Annotated in this window: 23 protein-coding genes; 6 read left to right on the forward strand and 17 right to left on the reverse strand. The window is 25.7% G+C overall.

Going from position 1 to position 19,077, the window contains the following annotated elements; all coding sequences use genetic code 11:
* Positions 1 to 138 precede the first annotated feature (138 nt).
* Both QP548_RS08005 and QP548_RS08010 read right to left on the reverse strand, forming a co-directional pair.
* Positions 139 to 531, reverse strand: a complete 393-nt coding sequence (locus QP548_RS08005) for a DUF4440 domain-containing protein (RefSeq protein WP_003454100.1) — start codon at positions 529 to 531, stop codon at positions 139 to 141.
* A 957-nt stretch (positions 532 to 1,488) separates the two neighbouring features.
* Positions 1,489 to 1,629, reverse strand: coding sequence for a hypothetical protein (locus QP548_RS08010; RefSeq protein WP_003462211.1), 141 nt, complete (start codon positions 1,627 to 1,629; stop codon positions 1,489 to 1,491).
* Between QP548_RS08010 and QP548_RS08015 the strand changes: the two genes are divergently transcribed.
* Together QP548_RS08015 and QP548_RS08020 are read left to right on the forward strand one after the other, a co-directional pair.
* Complete coding sequence (locus tag QP548_RS08015; protein ID WP_061427062.1) at positions 1,628 to 2,248, forward strand: CPBP family intramembrane glutamic endopeptidase; 621 nt, start codon at positions 1,628 to 1,630, stop codon at positions 2,246 to 2,248. The genes QP548_RS08010 and QP548_RS08015 overlap by 2 nt on opposite strands.
* A 278-nt stretch (positions 2,249 to 2,526) precedes the next feature.
* The gene (locus tag QP548_RS08020; protein ID WP_061427060.1) at positions 2,527 to 2,820 is read left to right on the forward strand and encodes a YciI family protein; all 294 of its coding nucleotides are present in this window, start codon (positions 2,527 to 2,529) and stop codon (positions 2,818 to 2,820) included.
* A gap of 117 nt (positions 2,821 to 2,937) precedes the next feature.
* Here QP548_RS08020 and fliB read toward each other — a convergent pair whose 3' ends face one another.
* On the reverse strand, positions 2,938 to 4,308 hold the full coding sequence (gene fliB / locus QP548_RS08025) for a flagellin lysine-N-methylase (protein ID WP_061427058.1): 1,371 nt from the start codon (positions 4,306 to 4,308) through the stop codon (positions 2,938 to 2,940).
* Between the two features lie 791 nt (positions 4,309 to 5,099).
* Here fliB and nanH point away from each other — a divergent pair.
* The 3 genes from nanH to QP548_RS08040 are packed head-to-tail and all read left to right on the forward strand — an operon-like array spanning position 5,100 to position 7,795.
* Entirely contained in the window at positions 5,100 to 6,245 is a 1,146-nt protein-coding gene (gene nanH, locus QP548_RS08030) for an exo-alpha-sialidase NanH (protein WP_061427056.1), read from the forward strand.
* Between the two features lie 39 nt (positions 6,246 to 6,284).
* The gene (locus tag QP548_RS08035) at positions 6,285 to 7,013 is read left to right on the forward strand and encodes a carbon-nitrogen hydrolase family protein (RefSeq protein ID WP_061427054.1); all 729 of its coding nucleotides are present in this window, start codon (positions 6,285 to 6,287) and stop codon (positions 7,011 to 7,013) included.
* Positions 7,014 to 7,057: 44 nt separating this feature from the next.
* The gene (locus tag QP548_RS08040) at positions 7,058 to 7,795 is read left to right on the forward strand and encodes a TIM barrel protein (RefSeq protein ID WP_061427052.1); all 738 of its coding nucleotides are present in this window, start codon (positions 7,058 to 7,060) and stop codon (positions 7,793 to 7,795) included.
* A 191-nt stretch (positions 7,796 to 7,986) separates the two neighbouring features.
* Here the strand turns inward: QP548_RS08040 and QP548_RS08045 are convergent, their stop codons facing one another.
* From QP548_RS08045 to QP548_RS08070, 6 genes are all read right to left on the reverse strand, one after another.
* The gene (locus tag QP548_RS08045) at positions 7,987 to 8,301 is read right to left on the reverse strand and encodes a DUF3784 domain-containing protein (protein WP_061427050.1); all 315 of its coding nucleotides are present in this window, start codon (positions 8,299 to 8,301) and stop codon (positions 7,987 to 7,989) included.
* A 16-nt stretch (positions 8,302 to 8,317) separates the two neighbouring features.
* Positions 8,318 to 8,461 (reverse strand): hypothetical protein, encoded by a 144-nt coding sequence (locus QP548_RS08050; RefSeq protein WP_224375648.1) that lies wholly within the window; start codon positions 8,459 to 8,461, stop codon positions 8,318 to 8,320.
* Positions 8,462 to 8,911 (reverse strand): hypothetical protein, encoded by a 450-nt coding sequence (locus QP548_RS08055; RefSeq protein WP_236907342.1) that lies wholly within the window; start codon positions 8,909 to 8,911, stop codon positions 8,462 to 8,464.
* 68 nt (positions 8,912 to 8,979) lie between these two features.
* The gene (locus QP548_RS08060) at positions 8,980 to 9,159 is read right to left on the reverse strand and encodes a hypothetical protein (protein ID WP_236907341.1); all 180 of its coding nucleotides are present in this window, start codon (positions 9,157 to 9,159) and stop codon (positions 8,980 to 8,982) included.
* 36 nt (positions 9,160 to 9,195) lie between these two features.
* Positions 9,196 to 9,714: a ClbS/DfsB family four-helix bundle protein gene (locus QP548_RS08065; RefSeq protein ID WP_061427048.1), complete on the reverse strand. Its 519-nt coding sequence runs from the start codon at positions 9,712 to 9,714 to the stop codon at positions 9,196 to 9,198.
* A 197-nt stretch (positions 9,715 to 9,911) separates the two neighbouring features.
* Complete coding sequence (locus tag QP548_RS08070) at positions 9,912 to 11,009, reverse strand: hypothetical protein (protein WP_061427046.1); 1,098 nt, start codon at positions 11,007 to 11,009, stop codon at positions 9,912 to 9,914.
* Positions 11,010 to 11,365: 356 nt separating this feature from the next.
* Between QP548_RS08070 and QP548_RS08075 the strand changes: the two genes are divergently transcribed.
* Positions 11,366 to 12,151, forward strand: coding sequence for a phosphorylase (locus QP548_RS08075; RefSeq protein ID WP_061427044.1), 786 nt, complete (start codon positions 11,366 to 11,368; stop codon positions 12,149 to 12,151).
* Between the two features lie 806 nt (positions 12,152 to 12,957).
* Here the strand turns inward: QP548_RS08075 and QP548_RS08080 are convergent.
* The 8 genes from QP548_RS08080 to QP548_RS08115 form a co-directional block, all read right to left on the reverse strand.
* Complete coding sequence (locus QP548_RS08080; RefSeq protein WP_061427042.1) at positions 12,958 to 13,428, reverse strand: hypothetical protein; 471 nt, start codon at positions 13,426 to 13,428, stop codon at positions 12,958 to 12,960.
* Between the two features lie 35 nt (positions 13,429 to 13,463).
* The gene (locus tag QP548_RS08085; protein ID WP_061427040.1) at positions 13,464 to 14,462 is read right to left on the reverse strand and encodes a hypothetical protein; all 999 of its coding nucleotides are present in this window, start codon (positions 14,460 to 14,462) and stop codon (positions 13,464 to 13,466) included.
* A gap of 164 nt (positions 14,463 to 14,626) precedes the next feature.
* Entirely contained in the window at positions 14,627 to 15,382 is a 756-nt protein-coding gene (locus QP548_RS08090; protein ID WP_061429423.1) for a DNA adenine methylase, read from the reverse strand.
* 109 nt (positions 15,383 to 15,491) lie between these two features.
* Positions 15,492 to 15,923 (reverse strand): hypothetical protein, encoded by a 432-nt coding sequence (locus QP548_RS08095; RefSeq protein WP_061427038.1) that lies wholly within the window; start codon positions 15,921 to 15,923, stop codon positions 15,492 to 15,494.
* A 169-nt stretch (positions 15,924 to 16,092) separates the two neighbouring features.
* The gene (locus QP548_RS08100) at positions 16,093 to 16,731 is read right to left on the reverse strand and encodes a PH domain-containing protein (RefSeq protein WP_061427036.1); all 639 of its coding nucleotides are present in this window, start codon (positions 16,729 to 16,731) and stop codon (positions 16,093 to 16,095) included.
* A gap of 342 nt (positions 16,732 to 17,073) precedes the next feature.
* Positions 17,074 to 18,102 (reverse strand): GH25 family lysozyme, encoded by a 1,029-nt coding sequence (locus QP548_RS08105; protein ID WP_061427034.1) that lies wholly within the window; start codon positions 18,100 to 18,102, stop codon positions 17,074 to 17,076.
* An 85-nt stretch (positions 18,103 to 18,187) separates the two neighbouring features.
* Entirely contained in the window at positions 18,188 to 18,604 is a 417-nt protein-coding gene (locus QP548_RS08110; RefSeq protein ID WP_061427032.1) for a hypothetical protein, read from the reverse strand.
* Between the two features lie 40 nt (positions 18,605 to 18,644).
* Complete coding sequence (locus QP548_RS08115; protein WP_061427030.1) at positions 18,645 to 19,061, reverse strand: phage holin family protein; 417 nt, start codon at positions 19,059 to 19,061, stop codon at positions 18,645 to 18,647.
* Positions 19,062 to 19,077 lie beyond the last annotated feature (16 nt).

The raw sequence follows: 19,077 nt of genomic DNA on the forward strand, positions 1-19,077 counted from the left end.
ATTTTTTATACTAAATAAAAAAGCTTCTATCAAAATTTAAATTATAAAACCTCTAAAAACATATTAATAAAGTCTTATACTTACTAAATTTTGATACAAGCTCTTTGATATATTAATCAAATATTCTATTTAATTATGCTAAAAAATACTTCTTCCTTCTTTACCTGCTAGTAGTGTTCCTTGATGAAAAGACATCTTCCACTTTCCATTTTCCTCTGTCCACAAAGAACTACGAAGGGAATATCTTTTTCTCTCATCTAACTCATCATGTTTTATTACCCTGTAAGTGGCTAAAATACAATTCTCTGCAACCTTCTTCACCTTAAAATTTAATATTTCCCAATCTAATGTTCTCTCATCCTCTTCATCTTGAAAAACATCTCCACATTTATAATGATATTCACTTCCTGAACTACTAAATTCAACAAAATCATTTGATAATATTTCATTTATTTTCTCTGCTGACTTTCTCACTTCAGACTTTATTAAATCATTCTCTAGCTGAAATATTTGTTCCTTAATAGAATCCATACTACCACCTCATCTTAAGATCTAATTACTCATAATTATTTTAAAAGCCAATCCCTTTTTATTACTGTTATTAATTAAAAAAACAATTTATCCCTCTAAATATATCTCTATTAATATTTTAGATAGAAAATATTACAAAATTAAGACAACGAAAAAATATAAGCAGTTATAAGACAAACTTTTAATTCATCCTACAACTGCTTAATTCTCTTTCTGAAAATATTAACTTTTAGTTAGCCCATAAAATTATTATGTCGAGTAATAATTTTGTATGTATTAGGCAGATAATATTAAGCTACCTAAAAATTAAATCTCTCAATAAAATTTACTACTCTTACATTATATACCATAAAACTTTATTTTAAAATAGTAATTATCAATAAATATAGATTATTGCAAGTTTCTCTTCTGAAACAACCATTTTCTTATAACATATTATCAATAAATATATTATAAATAGTAATTATCTTTTATCCCTAAGCCTCCTTATAAAATTCATTATTCCTAATACCATAAAAATTACAGTTTATATAAATAATATGTAACCCCCTTGGTATTATCAGTTATTCCCTAATCAATTCTATAAATAGCTAAGCTATTTTCCCATAAACATTATGCATATAATTAATTTATATTCCATATATTATCTCATCTAGGTTCTTTCCCAAGCTAAAAATTATAGAACTTGCAGCACTACTAAAAAAATAAAAGTAAGAATTTATAATAAGACCTTATTAAACTTATTTTCTACACTTAATATATTAGCATCATTTAAAAGGAAATTTATCATAATATCTTCTTAACCCTTGCTGTGTAAGTTTCTTTAATAAGAAAATTCAAGGAAATATTTATCACAAAAGCTCATTAGACTATTTTTTATAAATTGAGGTGAATCATGAAAAAAATCATTAAACTATTTCAAGCCATACTAAACATATTTATTTTTCTAGCCCTATATTACATTTTATCCTTTATAGGCTCTCTTTTATTTTTATTATTCTGCTGCTTTATAACAAAGACTCCCTTAAGACTATTACCTCCTAATTTTATTGACTCAAATTTCTTTATGATTGATGGATTTGCTTGTTTCTTAACCATGTTAGTTTATCTTCTTATATATAAATGTAAGAAATACAACAAGAACAAAATTATTAATAAACTTCCAAGAAAAGACATTCCTAAATATGCCTTAATTTCTATTGGTATGGGAGGACTCTCTGCTCTATGGCTCATATTTGCAGATACAATATTGTCCTCTATTACCCTTGTAAAAAATAGCTTACAAAATTTTTCTCAAATATCTGAAAGCTTAAATAATGAAGCCTATATATTTATATTTTTATCTGTAATTTTATTTGGCCCAATTGTTGAAGAATTACTTTTTAGAGGATTAATCTTTAACGAAATAGATAAGATAAAAGGAGGAGCAGCACCTATAATTCTCTCTGGTCTTTTATTTGGATTGTTCCATAGAGAGCCTGTCCAAGTTGTTTATGCCTCTATATTAGGAATTATTTTAGGATTTGTATATAGTAAAACTCGTTCTCTTCCTTTAGTTATATTCATGCATATGCTAAATAACCTAGTTGCAACCCTTCCACCTCCACTAGCTAAGCATGAAATACTCCAGTTTGTTAATGGCTTTCAAATAATAAGCATAGTTCCAATGGCCTATCTATTATATAGACTATACAAAAAAGGCTCTTTAACAAGCTAAGCTTAATCTTAATTTAAGGTTATTTATAATTATAAATTTAAGGATATTTATGATTATTACTTTTAAGATGTTTTTCAAGTGTGCATAAAAACATCTTAATTTAATGCTCAATTAAAATTCCTCGATTAATAATAAAAACTTTTTAAATAACCTTAATTACTAAAAATACAACTCTTTAAAAAATTTTAAGCACTAGCAATAAAATAATAAGACTTATATATAGATTCTTAAATTAACACAATAATATATTTATAGTACTTAATTTTGGAGGATAAGAAATGAAATATTTTATTGTTGAAGGTATATTAAAAGATTCAGATAAGATTAATGAAGATATAATGAAAGAACATATGGCCTATACTCAAAAGGCAATGGATGAAGGAATGATCTTAGTCTCTGGACTTAAATCAGACATGAGTGGAGGCATATTTGTTATTAAAGCAGAATCTGTAGAAAAATTAGAAGCCTACTTATCAAAGGAACCATTTAAACTTTATGGAATACAAGATTATAAATTCGTAGAGTTTAACGCCCACTATTTTAATTCCTCACCAAATGAATGGTTTAAATAACCTTTTAAGCAAAACTAAAAATAAAAAGAGTGTTTTAAATTACATAAATATATAACTTAAAATACTCTTTTCTTTTTTATATTTTAATGCTTAAATTTTCAATATTTATAGGTAAATTTAAAAGTCATTCATTAACATAGGTAATATTTCATCCACTTCAAATATTTCTTCTGTTTCAAATATCTCTTGTAGATTTTCTATATTTTCATCTAAATGTTCAATATCTTTAGAGTAAATACGGCTAATTTCTACCATATCTTCCTCTGTAAATTCATTATTATTCTCTATAAATCTTACTACAGCAAGTTCCTTAATCATTAATGTACTGATTATAGCTAACTTTATCTTAGCAGAGACATCATAGTCAAAAATAGCTTTCATGAAATATCTAAATACAAAGTATACAAGTATATTTTTAAACTTATATAAGTTTTCTTTGTAATACTCATTAAATTCCTTATGCTTTCTTAAATAAAACTCTTTATTTCCTTCAAAATACTTTAATGCTTTTTCTAATCCTAAAGGATCATTTGAATTTATATGTTTTATACTCTTATAAATCTTTAAATATTCACATAGATTTTTATGTTTTATGCTTTCTTTTCCTTTAAAACCTTCTAGTCCCTTTACAAGTGTATTTATGAAATTTTCATCCCTATACTCTTCCATAAGCTCTGGTATTTCATCCATATCACCTAAATCTATCTTGTTTTGAACCTCTTTAACAAATTCAAGAGCTAAGGCTGCCTTTATTCCTAAATCTAAATCATTGCGTTCTATAATATTAAAAACAATATTCCTACACTCTAAAAACTCTGAAAGAACCTCTTCATCAATTCCTTCATCAAAGCAATCTTCATCATCAGTAAAGCTCTCCACTTCACTATTATTACATTCACTGTCTTCACTATTTTTCAAGTCAAAACACTCTCTATTTTCACTTTCACTTAAGTTAAAACACTTACTATTTTCACTATTCTTTAAGTTGGAAGATTTACATAAATCACAGTTTGAGGAATTTATATTTTCACATGATAAGCTTAAATCATCTTCTTGCATCTCATTTTCACAATTATCCTCTTCACTTAAATTAAAAGTAGTGTTTTCAGCCTTTCTTAAAATAATTCTTGCAGCCTCTGGACATGATAAAGATAGTCCTACTTCTTTTAAATCTAAAAATTCTTCAGTATATCTAGGAAATTGCTGACAAGTATAACAAAGATGATCCTCTCCAAGATTAATATAAATCTCACACATCTTTTTTTCATTTAAGAAGGAACAGTTACCATTATTTAAAAGGAAAATATTCTCCCCATCACTTTTAACTATCTTACTTCTTAGGATTTCTCCAAATTCACCCTCCACATTTTCATAGCGCTTATGGGTTTCATCATCAATAACAATTTCCCATCCAGCACAACAAGTATCTTCGCACTCTGATGCTATACATTTAAACTCATTAAAATAATTTGGTACTCTTACTTTCATCTTTTTCCTCACAGTTTATAATAATTCTAAGTCTCACCTTTTAATTATATCAAAAAATATAAGCCCTTTGTCTAATCCCTTATATTTTAAAACTTTTAAGCTCAATTCTGCTATATCATCTTGACTATATATAACTTTTAATCCCACTATTCACTTTGCCTTTTTACATCTTATTTTTAATATTCCTCTTAACATTTATCTCTTTAAATTTTATTTTTAAGCTTCTTATCTCCTCTCTAAAAAAGATTAAAGTAAGGATCATAATAGTACAAAGCTAATTTTCTAGTCTACTTCTCATTTTATTTTTCTCTCCTTAAATGTGAATAACTATAATAAAAGGCTAATAAAAGATTTTGATTTTTATTAGTTTAGGACTGGACAAAATGAGGATAACTATAGTACAAGAAGGCTAATTAGCTTTAATAACTTCTCTAGAAATTATTACTTTAGAAATTATTACTTTATTAAAACTTCTGTGAAATATAAAGCTTTTTTACTCCTATTTCCTTTCTTTAAAAACTATTGTTTTATTAAAATCTCCTTGAATTAAAGCTATTAAACTTAAACCTTCTTAAAGTTATAAAAACTAAAATTTTATAGAAAACTCCAAAAACAATTATATTTACATTATTCCATAGTAAAGAATTTCAAATACTGTTATAATTTATTTGAAAAACTTCTATATTTTTCAAGATAGGAGTTTTTAATAATTAGGTTTCTAAACCTATCTATATAAAAAATAACTTTTAAATGAATGGGTAAATATGAATTTTATGGAGGAGATTATATTTATGTGTAACAAAAACAATACCTTTGAAAAGAATCTAGATATAAGCCATAAACCAGAACCACTAATACTATTTAACAAGGATAATAACATATGGAATTCAAAGTATTTTAGAATTCCCAATATACAATTATTAAATGATGGTACAATTTTAACTTTTTCAGATATTCGTTATAATGGTCCTGATGACCATGCTTATATAGACATAGCTTCTGCACGCAGCACTGATTTTGGAAAGACATGGAGCTATGACATAGTAATGAAAAATAATCGTATTGACTCTACCTACTCTCGTGTAATGGACTCCACAACAGTTATTACAAATACAGGTAGAATAATATTGATTGCAGGCTCATGGAATACAAATGGAAACTGGGCAATGACTACCTCCACAAGAAGGGGTGATTGGTCTGTCCAAATGATTTATTCTGATGATAATGGATTAACTTGGTCTAACAAAATAGATTTAACTAAGGACTCATCAAAAGTAAAGAATCAACCAAGTAATACAATTGGATGGCTAGGGGGAGTTGGCTCAGGTATTGTAATGGATGATGGAACAATAGTTATGCCAGCACAAATTTCCTTAAGAGAAAATAATGAAAATAACTATTATTCATTAATTATCTATTCAAAGGATAATGGTGAAACATGGACAATGGGAAATAAAGTTCCTAATTCAAACACCTCTGAAAATATGGTAATAGAATTAGATGGAGCTTTAATTATGAGTACAAGATATGATTACTCTGGTTATAGAGCAGCATACATCTCTCACGATTTAGGAACCACTTGGGAAATATATGAACCTTTAAACGGTAAAGTTTTAACTGGTAAAGGATCTGGATGCCAAGGTTCCTTTATTAAGGCTACTACTTCAAATGGACATAGAATAGGCTTAATTTCAGCACCTAAAAATACTAAAGGTGAATATATAAGAGACAACATTGTTGTTTATATGATTGACTTTGATGATTTATCTAAAGGCGTTCAGGAAATATGTTTTCCTTATCCTAAAGATGGTAACAAATTAGGCGGTGGTTATTCTTGTCTATCCTTTAAAAATGGACATCTAGGCATTGTTTATGAAGCCAATGGAAATATAGAATATCAAGACTTAACACCTTATTACTTACTAATTAATAATTAAATACTACATTATACTAAAACAAATCAAAGGAGCATAACCATGAAAATAGGACTAGCATCTAAAGAATTTATAAATAAAGATATTGAAAAAAATACTGATACAATTATAAAATCCATGATAGAAGCAAAAGAAAATAATGCTCATATGATTTGTTTTGGTGAAGCTTTTCTTCAAGGATTTGATTCCTTATCTTGGAACTATGAGAAAGATAAAGAAATGGCACTTTCCCTCTCTTCTTTACCTATTAAAATCCTATGTAATTATGCAAAAAAGATAGGGATTTGTGTTTCATTTGGCTATATTGAAAATTACAAAGGTTTATTATATTGTAGCTATATGACAATTAATGAAAATGGTGAAATAATAAATAATTTTAGAAGGGTATCTCCTGGTTGGAAAGAATCCTATGCTGATCCTACTCACTACAAAGAAGGGTCTACATTCCCCACTTTTAAATATAAAGATTTGACTTTTTTAGTGGGCTTATGCGGAGACTTTTGGCATGAGAAAAATATTGATATGGTATCAAAAATAAAAAAAGATATTGTTTTATGGCCCCTATTTGTAGATTTTAGTATTCAAGAGTTTGAATCTCAGTTTAAAAAAGAATATGCAGAGCAAGCAAATAAATTAAAATCAAAAGTGCTATTTATTAATAGCATATCAAAAGAATCCAAGGCTTTTGGAGGATCTTTTGAATTTTTAAATGGAGATATACTAAATGAACTTCCTATGGGAACAGAAGATATTTTATATGTAGAAATATAAGTTTTACACTTAAAACTTACTTTAAATGATTGGAGAAATTACTTATGCCACAACTAGGTTGTTTAGCACGATTTTTCAATAGATATAAGGATGAATTTAAATTTGCAAAAGAAAATAATTTTGACTTTATGCAATTATGGTATGACAATAGGGGATTATGCTTACATGCGGATGATAAAGATTTTATTAACACTATAAATAAATATAACTTTCCTACTATTATTCATGCCGTTTTAAACATAAATGAATTTGAAGAGCACATACTCAAACTATTAGATATCCTAAATAAATTAAATCACAAGGAACTAATAATCCATCCAATATGTGAAAATGAAGATATAGACGAAGAAACCTTAAACAAATTAAGCCTAAATATTAAATACGCTTTAAATATACTTAAACCACATGGAATTACTCTTTTTCTAGAAAACAATAGTAAACTTGATCCAATTTTTACAACTACTGATGAAATTCAAAAGATATTTAGCCAAAATGCTGATTTAGAATTCTTATTAGATATTGCTCATATAGATAATACTAATCACTTACAAGAGCTAATTGATATTAAATATCCTAAAATTCTTCATATTGCAGATAGACATTTTGATGTTATTCATGAACATTTGCCTATAGGACATGGAGAAATAGACTTCCAATATATATTTAGTAAGTTGTTACCTAAATATAATGGAAAAATAGTATTAGAAATAGTAAATAAAGATTCAGATATAATAAGCTCTAAGAATTTAATCGAAAACTTTCTTAATACACCAAATCAATAATAAACCATATTTATCTTATTTAAAACAAGAACATAGTGTACATAATATACACCAAGTTCTTGTTTTGATTTAAACTTAATTTAATATAATATTAATTCACATTGAAAATACCAACATAAATTCCAGTAAAATCTAATCAAAAATGGAGCAAAAGTTTTTTGCTCCATTTTAATTTATATTACTATATAATTTCAATTTTTTCTTTCAAAACGATTCCCTGTATTAGCATATATTATTACAAATATTATTGAAACTATTAATATAACAGTTCCGATATTAAATAGTATCTTCATCATAAAAATATCACTTAAGGTAAATAATGTTATACAGAAAGCAATTATAAACATAAGTTTACCCATAAATTTACACAAAGACATAACATCATATTTTGCCTTTTCTTCCTTGGTCATAGTATTAAATCCAGCTATTAAAAATGACCATTTACCCAATGATAACATTATTCCTAATAAAATAAACAAAGCAATCATCAATATTTTCCCAACCATAAAATCACCTCATAATTTAGATTTCTATTTTCATTCCATCATAAGCAAACTCTATACCATCTAATTCTTTCTCAAGCTCAACATAGTCATCATAGGATTTTCCCCAATCCTCTTCTAAGTGAGTTATGATTACCCTCTTAATATTATATTTATTTTTCAACTATTCAATGTCACTTATAGTAAATAATTCATCTCTTAAAGGATTATCTTCTTTCAAAATAAAACCATCCTTTAATACTTCCCCTACAATGGTATTTCCTATAATTAAACAATCTGCATCCAGAAAAAGTTTGCTTTCTGGAAATGGCTTAACATCGCAAGGTGCATATATTAATTTTTTTCCTTCCTTTTCAAAAACAAATACTGTTGCATGATTTACTTTAATAAAACTCACTTTTATATCTTTAATAGAGATATAGTCATCTACACTTTTTCTCTTAATAAGATTTCTCACATTTTCGTAATAATCTAAATAAGAGCCAAACTTAAATCCTATTGAATTTATATCTTTCATAACATCTTCTAGTGCAAATACTTCTATTGGATTTTCACAATTCTTACCACAAGATAATTCTAGCCAATTTAGTCTAAGATGTTCAAAAACTCTCATTCCTAAAGTATGATCTGGATCAACATGACTAAATAAAACTCTATCAATCTCTTTTATATCACAATAATTTATTCCATAAGTAATATCTTCAGGAGATCAACTAAAAGATTTATATCATCTAAAAACAAGCTACAACCACATCTTGAATAAGGTCTTCCCTTACTTCTTGCCTCTCTACATACCTCACAATTACATAATGGCTTAGGTAATGAAACGCAGCCTCCACTTCCAACTATTATAAACTTCATATTTCTCACTCCACCTACTCAAAATAATTAATAAATTTATAACATTAACTTTTTCCATTTTCTTATCTTTGTTCTGAATGTACCAAAAGGAGCTACTGTATTGACATGAATAAACTTATATACTTCCCAGACTGCTGTTTTTGTGGCTTCATCTGCCCATATTCTTTGATGTGGTTTAAATAATTCATCACTTGTCATAGAATCTATCATTTTATATATATTTTCTATATTTTCAGCTAAAAGAAGCTTTAATTGTAATAATGAAAGAAATGCATATTCTTCATTAAACCAATTGTATAAATCCCCTAATTGATTCCACTTAAATTTATCCGATGGAGTTTTTACTTTTAAACCAGCTTTTTCATCCTTTTCCCACTTCAAAATTAAAGTTGTCCATCCAATTTGATATGCAAGATTTTCAGCAGGTGTTCTATCCACCTCTTCACACCTTGAATCTTTTAAATCATTTGGTATATTATCAAATTCAGCAATATACTTTTTATAATACTTGTCAATTTCTTTTTTTAATTCTTCTTTACTCTCATATGTTCTCAATGCTAACTCCACCTTTACAAATTTTATTTAATTGATTGGTTGTTTAATACACAAATAACTTTAATCTTAATAAGATTACTCTAATTTTAATTGATATTATATCCCCCTAAAATTTCATTTAGAAACGATTACTTATATTTGCATAGATTATTACAAACATTATTGAAACTATTAAGTTATTTTATATAAATCAAAATTTATCTAAAAGGCTCACTTAATATATTATAAATTTCAGTATGAAAATCACCCTTTACTCTTTTTAAAAATTCATCAGTATTTTTAGGAGTTGTTTCATAGGCTAACCTTAATAACTTATTTATTGTATCTAACCCATACTTTTCGTAAATTTTATCAAATAACAAAACTCCTCCAAAGTGTGCTGTTCTAGGTCTTGACCCATCCTCTGGTTTCATTATAGGATATTCCTCAAAGGCTTTTCTTGAATATTGAATTTGTTTGTTATATAAATCATTCTTACCAATACTTAATATATATGATAAACTACTCCATTCAGCTCCAGTTTCATTAAGCCAATCATCATATGTTGTAACAGAATATCCCATATGCCATGCATGAGCCAATTCATGTCCTAAAAATGAATATATAAACTTATCATTATCCTCTAAGCATGGTAATACAATAAATCCCTCTCTAAAATAACCACCACTATTTTCTATACCAATAGAAATTAATTGTAGCTTATTATTTTCCTTTTCTCCTAATATTCTGCTATAATATTCATTTATCTTATGTAACTCTCCAACTATTTTATTTATATATCCTAATTCGCTTTCCTTTCCAGAATATATTTTTATAAAATCACATTCTGAGGAAAATACTTTATCCTTATTAAAGGCTCTTATATTGCAATCAAAAGGTATTTTATTATTAAATATCCAGAAATCCTTTTCTTTTACTGCATCTAATACTATAAAATTCTCTAAACCTTTTATAATTACTTTAATATCATCAAATAAAAAATCATCTAAAATTGGATACCAAGCACAATAAAATGATAATAAAACTTTTTCATCACTGCATTCAGTACAAAATCCATAGGGTTTTCCCCTGTATCTTAAAGTAAAATTATCAGTTTCTTCCTTTAAAATATATTTATTGCACTTGCCAATAAAATTAGGCTCTGTAGATTCTGTTTCATATTTAGCAGAAGAATATAACATATTAAAAGAGTCTTTTAATGCAAAACTAAGCTTCATTTCTTTTTCTAATGTCACTTTTGCTTCTACTTCAATTGTGTCCCCATCTACAATTAATAACAATTCACATCTATTCATTGTATTTCCCCCTATCTTACACCATAAATTTTCTTACTTTATCCTATAAAACATAACTTATTCTCACCTTAACAAAAGTACAAATAAAACTCTTCTCATAATTTTCTTTAAAATAAACTAAGATCTAAAACAATTTATGCCTTACAAACTTTTATTCACTACTAATTACTCAAAATCAAATAATTCTTTAACCTTAATGAAAATATTTGAAATTAAGTAATTAAAAACTATTATATACAACCTACAAAATACTGTAAATAATTAATTTAAATGTTAATTATCTTTTTCACTAATATAAGCAATCATCCCAATTTATGATAAGATAATATTATAGAAATATATATTTGGAGGGTAATATGTATAATTTTCTAATAGATGGACATACAAAGTATGGTTTAAAGAAAGATACGCTTTGTAAATCTGTATTAAGATGTGACGATGAAGCAATTAAAGAAAATGTTATTATAGCTCCTTGGTGGGAGCCAACTATATTCAAAGACATTAAATCTGAATTGATTGTGGATACTTCTATTAAGATATGGAATTGTAAGTTATTTGATAAAAATATTACATATATAAAAACTGGAATTGGGGCAAGTGTCTGTACTGATGTAATATTAGCCTTAGGAAACTCTAATTGTAAAAAGATTATATTTATTGGTTCTGTTGGTGCTTTAGATGAGAAAATAAATATTGGTGATATTATTATACCTACCTTATCAGTATGTGGTGATGGGGTATGCAGATACCTAGAAAAAGACTTAACAAAAGATTGTTTTGGTGATAAATACTATCCAGATACTAAGCTTAATAAAATTCTAATTAAGAATACAGAAAAAATATGCAAAGATAATAATGTTAGCTATCATATAGTACCCAATTTTAGTGTAGATACTATATTTGCTCAATTTGCACATTTAGATTATATAATGAAATTAGGTTGTAAAAGTATTGAAATGGAGACTGCTGCTGCTTTTAAAGCTTGTTCAATTTGCAATATACCAATAGCAGCTATTTTTAATGTCTCTGATAATTCAATAAAAAATAAATCAATATATAATGGGAAAACTGAAAGTGAACTAAAATATAGAAAAAAAGTCAGAAATGAAATCATTCCTCAAATCATATACAACATACTTTAAAATTAATTATTCCTTAGTTAAAATCAAAACTCACTTAAAATGAATTCTTATAAACTAAACAAATATTTAAGCAAAAAAAGATTTAAAGCTTACTCTGCTCTAAATCTTTTTCATTCTAACATATACATAATAATTCTCTTTTCTAATCCTATTTATATTGTCCATCTGTCTTTATTATTTTAAGTCCTCTTTTTCATCATATCCTAAAAATGTTACTTTAACTAATACTCTCACTAAATCCATGGCCTTTTTCATAATGTTATCTCTCCTTTTAATTCTTTAATTTTAAGTTTTTATTTCTTTTCTTAAGTTTCAACTATTTTATTAGCTTGTACACTTTTTATATTATCTTAAATCTTCCTTTTCGTTATATCCTAAAAATGTTACCTTAACTAATATTCTTACTAAATCCATTGCTTTTTTCATAATCTATTCTCTCCTTTTGTATATCTTAATTTGTTTTCTCTCAACCCTTGACTTAATTATATATTCTTAAGTAAAAATCTCATATTTAATTAGATTACACTTATATTACATATTTGTAAGTTTTCTATATTAGAATAAAATAGATATTGATGTTAGAAATCCCATAAATACTAACTTTGAACACTATTATAAACTTAAATAACTATAAATATATCGAAAGAAAAAGAAATTAATTTTTGACGTTTTTTTGACGAAATAAAAGACTAGGAGAAATCCTAGTCCTTTATTTTTCTCAATTATGCTTTTTGTATTATAATATACTATTTATATTAAAAAATAAAAACTTTTCATTATAAATAAAATAACTACTATGATCTCTACTAATCATTTATTATTGCACTTAATATTTTTAATGATATTGTAAAAAATATTAATGCTAGAATAAATGTTTCAATAGTTATAAATAAATATATCTTGATAAAAAAAGTATTTGAAACAAAAGTACTAAATATAGTTTTGAATAAATATAACAATATTGTTAATATAAAGCAAAATATAGTTCCACCATAATAATTTTTTATTACACATAAATTACCGGTCTCTTTTAATTCAGTTATCATTTTAGAATTTGAGGTAATAATCATTCCTAACCCTGTAAAAATGAATCCTGCCAATACACCAGAAATATTAAACATATCACTTGACACTAATTTATTTAATACTTCTATATTTACTTTATTATTAAATATAATAAATAATATTAATAGAATAAAGAAAATACTATATCCCCATATTTTATAACCCTTCTTAGAATAAAGTGATAATTTTAAATTTCTAAACAATTCTTTCATAATATCACTCCTATCAATTAATAGTATTTAATCTACTATTCCAATTTAATCTTACCATAATCACTAAACTCAAATTTATTTTCATTATATAATTCTAAAAGTTTCTTAAACATATCATCTGAATCAATATACTTACTTTTTTTAGATAGTCTTACTGCTGTTACCTCTTCAACAAAATAATCGGAAAATAAGTCTATAGGAAGTTCTTTAATTTCTAATTTTCCTTTTGTTCTACGCTCATTAATTTTAGCACTATGTATATCTAAGTTTTTTTTATTTTTAGAATTAAAAAGTAAATTACAAAATCTTTTGAATTTGCTCTCATCTTCTAATTCAATACTTTTTTTATTTGCTCCTCTGCCCTTACCGCTTATAGTAAACTTAAATTCTAAATCTTCTGTATTCCTAAACCCTTTTTCCATTACATCTAAAAAATTGACATTAAAATAATGATTGACTGTTTTAAGTCCTTGATGTCCACACTTTATAGAAATAGTTTCTACATCTTTTAAATTTCTTAATCTATAAGCTGTTTCAGTGTTTAACATGTGCTTAACCTCTAATTTATTTACATATGCTTCTCCTAAAACTTTTTGAATAACTGCTGGTATTTTGGTTGGTTGTGCTCCAAAGTGATTGTATTCACTTATAATAACCTTTAATTCTGGAATCATAATAAAATGTGTTTGTTCCATAATTGTATCTGAATTATTAGAATTAATCTCTGTTTTTTGACCAGTTAGTATATCAAATAAATATGGGAAATCATCACTTCTCAACTTATATAAAATACATTTGCATATATGTATCTTATTATTATCATTAATTTTTTCATATTCCTCTATATTTTTTACATCTAAAAAATATTTTAAACCATTCTTTCCATCTGTAAAAATTAAATTTCTTTCATCTAAATTGGTATAGTTATTATTAATTTTTTCTTTTACAAGTGTAAAAATTTCTAATAAGTCTCTCTCTGCATTAATATTATATGCATAAGTCTTTTTCTTTACATTTGTTTTTTCTTTATCCATCTTTAAAACTTCACCATACTTCCTATTTATTTCTAAAGAAATATGTTATAATAAATCATAACATCTTTAGACTTTATTTTAAAAAAGAACCTCAGTTGCGAACAGGTTCTTTTTTATTTTATTATATTTTAAAAAAATGGACAAGTTCCCATAAAATATATTTTTTAGAAATTACTTATTATCAATTCTTTATTCTTTTTTCTTGCCTGAGCTTCTCTTGAAACTGAATACAATACTTCTGTTTCTTTAATATTAAAGTCTTTGTACCATTCTCTTACTCTTGGATGATCATTTATTGTTAATATAAATTTACCTTTTAATTCTTTTAATTTCTCTAATAATAATAAGTGTTCTTCTTCTCCAAATTTAGCTTGATATCCTGTAGTTTCAAAATAAGGTGGATCTATAAAGAAAAGACTATACTCCCTATCATATTTATCTATTACTTTTTCAAATGACAAATTCTCAACATATGTATTAGATAATCTTTTTCTAATATCTTTTAATGTTTCTAATGTAAATATTTGTTGTGCTGGCTTTCTAGTTGTTCCATAACCATAATTACCACTTTTACCTGCAAAACTTAAAGTTATCATATATAGAAATCTAACAGCTCTTTGAATCTCAGTTAATCTTTCAACAGTACAATTTTTATATTCTTCAAAAACATCTCTACCAGAAAACTCATATTCTAACATTCTTTCAACTTCTGGACCATGATATTTAATCATTTTAAATAGGTTTATAAGCTCTTTATCAACATCATTTACAACTTCTACTTTAGAAGGTTCCTTACCAAAGTAAACCCAACCTGCTCCAAAGAAAAGCTCCACGTAACAAGTATGTTCTGGTAGCATGTCTATTATTGTTTTTCTTAATCGTGACTTTCCCCCCATTCTTACTATTGGTGGTTTAAGCATAGTATTTTTAACCATAATAAAACCTCTTTTCATCTAGCTTTACTACAATTATACAGAACATATGTTCGCATGTAAATATAAAAAATAGTATGTAATTAAACATACCATTTTAAAGTAACTCTTCTTCTAAATCATTTAAAACTAACAAACATATTGAATAGTATTTTTTTTCATTAGAAATTTCCTTGATATCACATTTTGAATTCTTCATAATTATTAAATATACAAATAAAAATAGTAATATAAATCCAAAGATTAGCTTTTTTATATCATTGCTAGTTATAAATACTGTAATTATTGCAACACACACACCAGATAATATACTCGCAAAAAAATTCATATAATAATTAAGAAGTTCATTGTTATACTTATTTAATTTTGACTCAACAAACACCATTTCTTCTCTTATATCTAACTCATAATTTTCTATTAAACTTATATACTTTAAATACACTTTTTTATATAAATCATTTATTGTATCTCTTCCATTCTTATCATTCATATGCTCTTCATGAATTTCATCAATAGTTTTTTCTTTCATTTAAATCTCCATATATATTTATATTATCTTAAAATGGATTTCCACTCATAAATCCATCTTTAAAACCTCTAATAGCATCATCTAGTCAGAATATTAAAAATAAAACTACACAAACAATTAATATAAATTTAACTTTTTTTCATCTTAATACTTCCCACAATATAATATTTTATAACTTCCACTTATGACCACAATTTAAGCACTTGACATAACCTTTTTTACTACTTAATCCGCCTACTACAGCTCCTACGCCTCCTAATAATACTCCACCAGTAACAGCTCTACCAATACTTAACTTCTTATTTTGATATGTTAATGATGTACTATGACATTTAGGACAATAAGGAATTTTATCTCTTTTTAACTGTTCTAATCTTTCTTTTTCATATTGCTTTTCAGCTTGTCTTTTAGATAACTCTTTAGGTCTAGAATTTATCTGTGTATTTAATAGTTCTAAAAATTTATCCAAATATAAATTTTCTACATTACTAAATTCTATATTAGCATTATTCATTTTTAATACTAATTTACTAAGTAATGATCCTTTTTGAACATCAATTTCATTTATTTCATCAATAAAAAAACTCTTTATTTCCAATTCTTTATTTAGTTTTTTTCTAACTAAAATTAATCTCATATTTGTTACAGAAACAATCCATATTCTATTAAAAACAGAAGATGAAATAAACCACAAACATTCTTCTTGCTCTTTTAATACTTCTTTAATTTTTATTATTTCAACTTTATCTGATTCTAGTGAATATTTTCCAAGTTTATTTTTATTGTTTAAACTATCAAGAAATCCCATATTAAACACCTCTTCGAATTATTCATTAACATTATATAACATTTTTGTTAATGGATAAAGTTATTATTTTTCATGAATATAATTTATAAATTTGAGTATATTAATAATTGGGTTATAGTTAAATGATTAAAGCGTTGATAAAGGTGTTTAAAATCACTTACGCTTTTATACTTATTTAAACTAAAAAGAGAAGAGATAGGCGTATATATTTATATGCCTATCTCTCCTCTTAATTATCTAATAGTTAAAGTAGAGTATGCCTTAATTATATAGACTTTATATTTATTTTATCAATAAAATTTTTATTTATTAACATAAAATAAAAATAACATTCAATTTTTATTAAAGTTTCTTAACAAATTCAGCATTAACAAAGCCTACTTTACCATTTTTAGTTGTTACTCTATACCAACCTATAAAATCGGAATCCACCCAATCTATTCTAAAAATATCACCTGCATTTATCTTATCTACTATTCTAGAATTTAATGATCCTTCTTCTCTTACATTTAAAAAAGTACTTACATTATGAGTAGTAGCCATTTGTAGCTTTTCTACATAATCTGCATTTACATAGCCAACTATTCCATTATACTCAACGTAATACCAACCAAGATAATCTTCATCAACCCATTTTATTTTAAATGTTTCGCCAGCTGATATTGAGCCAATTACTTTAGAATTAGTAGTTCCTTTAGCTCTTATATTTAATTTAATACTTACATTTTTAGTAGTAGCATTGTCTAAAGTAAAATTATTTGAATCAATGAATATTCCATTAGTGAACTCATTCATATCACATCCACCACTTACACCAGCTACACTTCCATTCTCTGAATATTGGAATCCAACCCAGCTTGACCAAATATTATTAGCTCCAGGAGTAGATACTCCATAATGTGCAATCCAAACTGGATAATTACCTAGTCTACTATCTAAATTGTTATTTGCAAAGCTTGTATATGTATATACAACAACTTCTTTTCCAGTAAGTCTTTTTACCTCTTCTAAGAATTCTATACACATAGAAGTTAAATCTCTTGCTCCTACACCTTCAGTAGTTTCTATATCTAAAGCTAATTTACAATCATAATTAATTGCTCCTATTTCATTTAAATAATTCACGAAAAAAATTGCTTGATCCTTGGCTCCTTTATTAGCTCTAAAGAAATGATAAAATCCTACACTTAATCCTTGCTCTTTCGCTCCCTCATAATTTTGTTTAGCATATTTATCCTTAAAGTAATTACCTTCTGTAGCTTTAATATAAACTACTTCTACACCATCATTTTTTACACTTTTAAAATTTATATTTCCTTTCCAGTTTGATACATCAATTCCTTTTAAATTATTATTGTTTCTACTTTGCATTATTAATTCCTTCTTTCTTTTAAATTTCTATAATTAAATCCAATAAAAAAAGACTATCTCTAGTCCTATCTATTACCTTAATAAACTATTTGTTTTCCACTGGCACATAGTTTGATATTGCAGCTAGTTTACTTTCTAAATCAATATTCTTAGACTTAAGCTCTTCGTTTTCTTCTTGTAACTTCTTTAATATCTCTAAATTTTCTAAAACAGCCTCTTTCCCTTTATTAACTTCTCCAGCAATACTTTGTCTTAATTCTTTTACATCTGTTGGTGATAACTCTGGAAACTTATCCATCATCATTTTGTCAAATTCATAAGCTTTAGAACTTAATTTCTTTTCTACTGATTCTGTGATACGAAAGTTTTCTTCAACTACATTCCACACTTGCTTTGCTACATCTATATACTGTTTATTTTTTATTATCTTTTCTTCTAACCCACTTTTTTGTAATTTACCTTCTAATACTTTAATTACTAATTTTAAAATTGTTTTTAACATTTTAATTCCTTCTTTCTTAATTTTATTTATAAAAAAAGAATCATAATTTCTTATGATCCTCTTTATCTTCTTTAAGTTGTATTAATGCATTTTTTAATTTACTTGGTACTGGTACACCTAATTCACTTGCATTTTCTATAATGCTTATGCCTTCATTGGCTATGTAAAAATAGCATACCAAAGTTCTAAATATCCAATTTCCTGTATTTAAAAGTCTGTCTAACATTACAGCTACTATAAGAATAGTGAAAATAACTCCCTTTCTTGCTATTCCTTTAAGTCCTATATTGCTGCTTAAATCTTTATTAACATAGCCTTTAGTAATGCCAGTAATATAATCTAAAGCCATTAAGACTATAAGTATAACTAAAGGGGTGTCCCATGCTCCTAATAGCCATGTAAATAAAGTTCCTATTGTTACAATACCTATCTTTAAATAATTAAATATATTTTCCATTCTTTTGTCCTTTCTG

Origin of the sequence: Clostridium sp. UMB9555A, assembly GCF_030222355.1 — a bacterium.
Taxonomy (GTDB): domain Bacteria; phylum Bacillota; class Clostridia; order Clostridiales; family Clostridiaceae; genus Sarcina; species Sarcina perfringens.